We start from the raw sequence: 6,552 nt of genomic DNA on the forward strand, positions 1-6,552 counted from the left end.
CGCCATCCCCGGCGGCCTGATCACGCCGATCATCCGCAGGGCCGAGACCAAGGGGCTGGCCCAGATCGCCACCGAGGCCAAGGACCTGGCGGCCCGGGCGCGGGAGAAGAAGCTGAAGCCCGAGGAGTTCCAGGGCGGCACGTTCAGCGTCTCGAACCTGGGCATGTTCGGCATCAAGACCTTCGCCTCGATCATCAACGAGCCGCAGGGCTGCATCCTGTCGGTCGGCGCGGGCGGGAAGCGGGCCGTGGTGAAGGGCGACGAGATCGTCATCGCCAACGTGATGAGCGTCACGCTCACCTGCGACCACCGCGTGGTCGACGGCGCCGTCGGCGCACGCTTCCTCGCCGCCTTCAAGGAAATGCTCGAAGAACCCCTGCGGATGATCGTCTAAAGGGGCCTGGCGGGGCCGCCCGCCCGCCCGCCCGCCGCACATCGGCGCCGATTGATCGCCATCAAGGCGATCATGCTCCAATCTCTGGGATTGTAGGCGATTGGAGCAAGGGGTTTGCATGGCGACGGTCGGGAAGACTTCCAAGGCGGCGAACGGCGCGGGCGCAGGCCGGCCGCACGCCCGCGCGACGGCCGAGGGCGACGTTTCGGCGGAGCTGACCGCGGCGGGCGTCGAGCGCCGCGACGTGGGCGAGGCGGTCGACGCCGCACAGCAGGCCGAACTGGCGGCGGTGCGCTCGCTGGGGGATGGGGCCGAGGACGGCGTCGCCGCGATCCTGGCCGGGGACGCCCCGGACGACGCGGCGCAGCTTCGCCGCGCCCTGCACCTGCCGGCCAAGGTCAAGGTCCCGCGCCACACCCGCGACGACCTGGCCGACGACTGGCGGCGCGGCGGCTATCCCTACAAATACAAGATGCTCCGCGTCGACTACGAGGCGCAGAAGTTCATCCTGCAGAGCGAACTGCTGAAGCTGCAGGCCTGGGTGAAGGACGCCCGCCAGCGTGTCGTGATCCTGTTCGAGGGCCGCGACGCGGCCGGCAAGGGCGGCGCCATCAAGCGCTTCATGGAGCATCTCAACCCGCGCGGCGCGCGCGTGGTCGCCCTGGAGAAGCCCAGCGAGGTGGAGCGCGGGCAGTGGTACTTCCAGCGCTATGTGCAGCACCTGCCGACCACCGGCGAGATCGTGCTGTGCGACCGGAGCTGGTACAATCGCGCCGGCGTGGAACGGGTGATGGGGTTCTGCACCCCGGCGGAGTACGACGAGTTCCTGCGCCAGACGCCCGAGTTCGAGCGCAACCTGGTGCGAAGCGGCATCCACCTGATCAAGTTCTGGTTCTCGGTCAGCCGCGACGAGCAGCGCCGCCGCTTCAAGGAGCGCCAGGTTCACCCGCTGAAGCAGTGGAAGCTGTCGCCGATCGACATGGCCTCGCTCGACAAGTGGGACGACTACACCCGGGCCAAGGAGGCGATGTTCTTCCACACCGACACGGCCGACTCGCCCTGGACGGTCGTGAAGTCGGACGACAAGAAGCGCGCCCGGCTGAACGCCATGCGCTACGTGCTGCACTCGCTGCCCTATGCGGGCAAGGACCTGGCGCGGATCGGCCTTGTCGACGACCTGCTGGTGGGCCGCGCCAACATCATCCACGAGCGCGGCGAGCACGACCTCAGCTCCGGCCGGTATCTCTAGCTCCGGACGCGGGCGGCCCCGGGTCCTTCACGCGTCGCCGCCCGCGCCGGACGGACCGGCGACGGCGGTCGGGGCGGGTCACTTCACCAGCCCGTCGAGCACCGGCTTGCCGAGCACCGGGCTCGAGAGGAGGTAGATGCCGTCGGTGTTGAAGAGCCAGACGAGCTTGCGGTCCCATTCGACGTGGACGCTCTCGGTCGGCGAGTTGTAGGAACTCAGGTCACCGCCCAGCTTGCCGCCCAGGGGCGGCACGAAGTAGCCCACGTTCTTCGGCTTGGTCGCGTCGGAGATGTCGTAGAGCTGAACGCCGGCGTTGAAGTAGGGATACACGGCGATGTTGGGGTCGCTCACGCCGGGCGAATAGTAGGGCGAGGCCCGTTTCGGCCCGAACTTCGCGCGGCGCAGGCAGAAGTCCTTGTACGGCGCCGACTTCGGGGGAACCGGCCGGGGAAGCACGCTGATCACCTTGGGGTTGGCCGGGTCCTTCACGTCGATGATGCTGACGTCCTTCCAGGGTTCGTAGCAGTCTTCGTTCATCGGATAGCCGCCGGTCAGCACGATGCCCCGCCGCACGACCCGCGAGACGTCGACGTGGTCGCCGTCGACGCCCCCGACGCCGTTCGAGAGCTGCAGCGAGCTCACCGTCCTGGGCTTCGTCGGGTCGAGGAGGTCCACGATGTAGAACCCGAGGCTGCCCATGGCGGTGTAGCCATAGCGCCCGCCGTCCTCGATCTCGACGGGCAGCTCCATCGGCAGGCGCCCGCCCGTCCACGACGTGTGATCGCCGGCGCTCGGCCACTTGGCGTAGGCGTCCTCCTCGCCGAGGCGCTGGCCAGGCGCCCACCAACTGGACACCAGCTTCGGGTTCGACGGGTCCTCCATGTCGTAGATCATGTGGATCGGCGAGTAGAGCTGGTTCGAGAACTCCATGTGCGTGAAGGTGTTGTCGGGGGCGCCCAGGAGATAGGCGTACTTGCCGCCCACGTAGTGGGGCACGTCGTAGCCGCCGCCGCCCTGCTGCACCGTCGCGTGAGGGTTCAGGAGGTCCATGCTGACCTCGGCGAGCTGCACCCACTCGGTCGGGCTCTTGAGCTCGTAGACCCGGAAGCCGCGGAAGCCGGGCGCGCTCATGACGCGCGCGGCGGCGGCCGGGTCGCTGTACTTCTTGTCGTCGAGACCGCCGTGCGACCGCGGCACCTCGAAGGTCTGGATCATGATCCACTTGTCCAGCTTCTTGTTGAACGCGATGGAGGCGGCGCCGAACCAGGACCCGTCGGTGTAGGTCTTGTTCAGCACGGTCGTCATGTGGACCGGATCGGTGACGTCGTAGACCCGCACGAACTCGCGGTAATAATGGAACATGTAGCGCCGACCGTTCATGTCGACGAAGTGCTGCCAGGTGTGGCCGGGCCGGACCACGATGTCCCAGTGGGCCTCGACCTTCATGTTCTTGATGTACTGCTTCTGCTCCAGGTAGCTCAGGCTGCCCTTGACCGGGTTCGGGCCGGCGTAGGTGGTCGAGGGTGCGGCCTTCGGGTGTACGAACGTCCCGTCGGCGGTCATGCCGTAGCTGGAGGGATCGACCTTGGCGGGCGGCGGTCCGGCCATGGCCGCAGAGCCGCAGAGCAGGCCGGCGGCGGCGATGGCCGCCCCGAGACGGAAGGTGTGGAGCAGAACGGCACGACCCATGGGACGCCTCACGGTTTGAAGGAGCCTGCGAACGGCTCAGGGGAGGACGGCGACGCCCTGGATCTCGATGAGCATCGTCGGGTCGGCGAAGCCCGTGACGGTCACCGCTGCGCTGGCGGGGAAGTCCTTGCCGAAGGTCTCGGCCCGGATCTCGGTCATCCGCGTGGTGTGACGGGCGTCGGTCAGGAACACGGTCATGGTGACGATGTCGCCCAGCCCGCCGCCGACCGCCTTCAGCGTGGCGTCCAGGTTGCGGAAGGTCTGATGGACCTGGGCCTCGAAGTCGCCGGCGAGCGAGGCGCCCTGGTCGTCCTTCTGGCCGGTGTGGCCGGCGAGCCAGATGGTGCGGCCGCCCTCCGTGATCACCGCGGGAGAAAAGGCGCGGCCCTTCTGCCACGAGCCGGCGTAGTAGGATTTCTTCATGGCTGCTGCGGCCTCATTGTTTTGCAAGACGACGATGGAATTTGTGCAACCGTTTGCACAATCAAGCGAGGCGCGTCAACATATTGCGCGGTATTGACTGGCTGGGACGGGCGTCCGAGAGGCCGCCGGCGGCGGAGCGAACGAGCGGATGGTCGGGAAGTCGGAGCCGGGCGTGGTGACGCTGCGCGAGGTCGCTGAGGTCGCAGGCGTGCATCCGTCCACCGTGTCGAGGGCGCTGAACCCGGCGACGAGCCACCGCGTGTCGAAGGCCGTCGTTCGACGGATCTCCGAGACGGCCGAGCGCCTCGGCTATCGCGCCAACCTCGTGGCGGCGAGCCTGCGCACCGGCAGGTCCCATCTGATCGGGATCCTGGTTCCCGACATCGCCAACACCGTGTTCTCCCCGATCCTCAGCGGCGCCTCGGAACGGCTCGCGGCCGAAGGCTACCTGACCGTGGTCGCCGATGTGCCGGACGGGGGCCGGCAGCTCGATCTCGCGCGCAGCCTGGTGGCCCGGCAGGTCGAGGGGCTGCTGCTGGCCGCGGTCACGCGAGACGACCCGCTTGTCGACTACTGCATCGCTCAGCGCCTGCCGGCCGTGCTGGTGAACCGCTCGGAAGCCAGGCGCCGCCTCTCGTCGGTGGTGTCGGACGACGCGCTCGGCATGCAGCTCGCGGTCGACCACCTCATGGACCTCGGCCATCGCGCGATCGCCCAGATCGGCGGGCCCGAGTCGACCTCGACGGGCTACAACCGCCACCGCGGCTTCCTGGCGGCGATCGCCGCGCGTGGCCTGGCCCCGGAGGCCGCCCCCTGTGAGAGCGCGGAGGCCTATGCGCGCGAGGCGGGACAGGCCGCCGCCCACCGCCTGCTCGAGGCCCATCCGGAGATCACCGCGTTCGTGGCCGCGAACGACCTCCTCGCCCTCGGCTGCTACGACGCGCTGAAGGCGCGGGGCCTGCGGTGTCCCGCCGACGTGTCGGTGGTCGGACACAACGACATGCCGCTCGTCGACCTCGTCGCGCCGCCGCTCACGACGGTGCGCATCAGCCATCGCGAGATGGGCTGGGAGGCGGCCGACCTGCTGCTGCAAGGCATGCGAGATCCCTCCGCCTCGACGCGGACCCTGGTCCTCGCGCCACAGCTCGTCGTTCGTGATTCCACGGCGAGACCGAGGACCGCGGCTCGCCGGCGGGGCGCCGGATAGAGCCTTCGGCGCTCAGGCCGGTCCGGGGCCGGGACGCCGAGTAGCCTGGCCGAGGGCACGCAGCAGCGTCGTGTCGACATAGGCCGCCGGGTCCGCCAGGGGCGCGGAGGACGGGCCGTGCCGTCGGCGCAGATCGAGCACGGTGGCGACGCCCGCGAGATCGACGGAAAGGTCTCGACGGATACCGCCGTCCGTGACCAGGAGGTCGTAGGCGCGATCCGCCACCTCGGCGCCCAGCATCGGCATGCGCGCGCACAGCAACGCCTTGGCGGCCGGCGCATTGGCGGGGTCCGAGAGCCAGGCGAGGGCTTCGAGAAGGCCGCGAATGAACGCCGAGGCGAGGGGCCCATTCTCCTTCAGCCAGCGCCGGCGGGCCGCGGCCACGATGCCCTGGTAGGCCCCGAGCACGTCCGTCGCGCGCACCCGCCTGATGCAGCCGTGGCTCTCGGCGATCATGTCGAGCGGCGCGTTGAGAAGCGTGGCGTCATGTTTTCGCTCGAGCAGGGCTTCGAGCCGTGCGGCGCCGCCGCCCACGCCCGCGATCGTGGGTGTTCCCAGTCCGGCGCGGGCCAGCAGCTCGTAGAGCACGAAGGCGAACCCCGTGGTCGGCGCATCCACCGACGCGCGGCGGCCGGTGAGCGGCTCGGCGTCCGGCAGATCCGGCTGCGTCACGACGCTGAGCAGGCCGTCGTCCATGCCGAGGAAGGCGACGAAATCAGGGACGCCGGCCAGCGGCTCCTCTCCCTGCCCTTCGACGTAGGCCACCACGTTGTCGATCGAGGTGAAGGCGATGTGGGCCTGTCCGTCATAGAGGTCGCGCGCCATCTGCCGTGAGTTCGGAGTCAGGGCGAAACTCACGTCGAGCCCTTCGGAAGCAAAGGTTCCCGCCTCGAGCCCGGCCCAGATCGGCCAGTTCGCCGCGCCGGCGAAAGCGATGACCTTCAATGAGTGAGTCACGGCGATCCAATCGTTTGCACGCTGTGAGAAGGGTAATTTACCAAGGCCACGACCTACGCCTTGACACGCGTCATCGCAAGATCAATACAAACGATTGCACAATCCGGAGTGGTCATGAGCGCTGCGCCTCCCATCGACGTCGGCCAGGAGATCGATGAAGCGCCTCTGCGCGGCCTGCAGATCCTGGCGTTCGGGCTCTGCTTCCTGGTGGCGATGCTGGACGGTTTCGACACCCAGGCGATCGCGTTCGTCGCGCCTGCGATCGCAGAGGCGTGGAACATACCCGGCAACGCGTTCGGCCCTGTGTTCAGCGCCGCTCTCGTGGGCCTGATGGTCGGGCAGGTGCTGTTCGGTCTCGTCTCCGACCGCTTCGGCCGACGCCTCGTGATCATCGCCAGCACGCTGATGTTCGGGGTGCTGACGCTCTGCACGGGGTTCGCGAAGGACTGGAACGCGCTTCTGGCGCTTCGCTTCCTGGCGGGCATCGGCCTCGGCGGCGCCATTCCCAACGTGATGGCGATGACCTCGGAGTTCGCGCCGCGAAGACACCAGGCGACGCTGATCGCCCTGGTCTTCGCGGGCTTTCCGCTGGGCGCCGTGGTGGGGGGGTATCTCAGCATCCTGATGCTCCCG

At 68.8% G+C, this 6,552-nt stretch carries 7 protein-coding genes; 4 read left to right on the top strand and 3 right to left on the bottom strand.

What is annotated here, in order from left to right:
- Together JNL41_RS21720 and ppk2 are read left to right on the top strand one after the other, a co-directional pair.
- Window positions 1-394: 2-oxo acid dehydrogenase subunit E2 (locus JNL41_RS21720; RefSeq protein WP_293478373.1), on the top strand; the 394-nt coding region annotated here is incomplete at its 5' end.
- A gap of 118 nt (window positions 395-512) precedes the next feature.
- Entirely contained in the window at window positions 513-1,643 is a 1,131-nt protein-coding gene (gene ppk2, locus JNL41_RS21725; protein WP_293478374.1) for a polyphosphate kinase 2, read from the top strand.
- A 78-nt stretch (window positions 1,644-1,721) separates the two neighbouring features.
- On the opposite strand, the gene JNL41_RS21730 is transcribed toward ppk2, so the two are convergent.
- On the bottom strand, window positions 1,722-3,332 hold the full coding sequence (locus JNL41_RS21730) for a hypothetical protein (RefSeq protein ID WP_293478375.1): 1,611 nt from the start codon (window positions 3,330-3,332) through the stop codon (window positions 1,722-1,724).
- Window positions 3,333-3,368: 36 nt separating this feature from the next.
- Entirely contained in the window at window positions 3,369-3,755 is a 387-nt protein-coding gene (locus JNL41_RS21735) for a RidA family protein (RefSeq protein ID WP_293478376.1), read from the bottom strand.
- 148 nt (window positions 3,756-3,903) lie between these two features.
- Here JNL41_RS21735 and JNL41_RS21740 point away from each other — a divergent pair, with 148 nt between their 5' ends.
- Window positions 3,904-4,962, top strand: a complete 1,059-nt coding sequence (locus JNL41_RS21740) for a LacI family DNA-binding transcriptional regulator (RefSeq protein WP_293478377.1) — start codon at window positions 3,904-3,906, stop codon at window positions 4,960-4,962.
- Window positions 4,963-4,974: 12 nt separating this feature from the next.
- Here JNL41_RS21740 and JNL41_RS21745 read toward each other — a convergent pair whose 3' ends face one another.
- Window positions 4,975-5,907: an ABC transporter substrate-binding protein gene (locus JNL41_RS21745; RefSeq protein WP_293478378.1), complete on the bottom strand. Its 933-nt coding sequence runs from the start codon at window positions 5,905-5,907 to the stop codon at window positions 4,975-4,977.
- Between the two features lie 126 nt (window positions 5,908-6,033).
- Here JNL41_RS21745 and JNL41_RS21750 point away from each other — a divergent pair.
- Window positions 6,034-6,552: MFS transporter (locus JNL41_RS21750; RefSeq protein ID WP_293478379.1), on the top strand; the 519-nt coding region annotated here is incomplete at its 3' end.

Origin of the sequence: Phenylobacterium sp. (assembly GCF_016793285.1) — a bacterium.
Classification (GTDB): Bacteria; Pseudomonadota; Alphaproteobacteria; order Caulobacterales; family Caulobacteraceae; genus Phenylobacterium.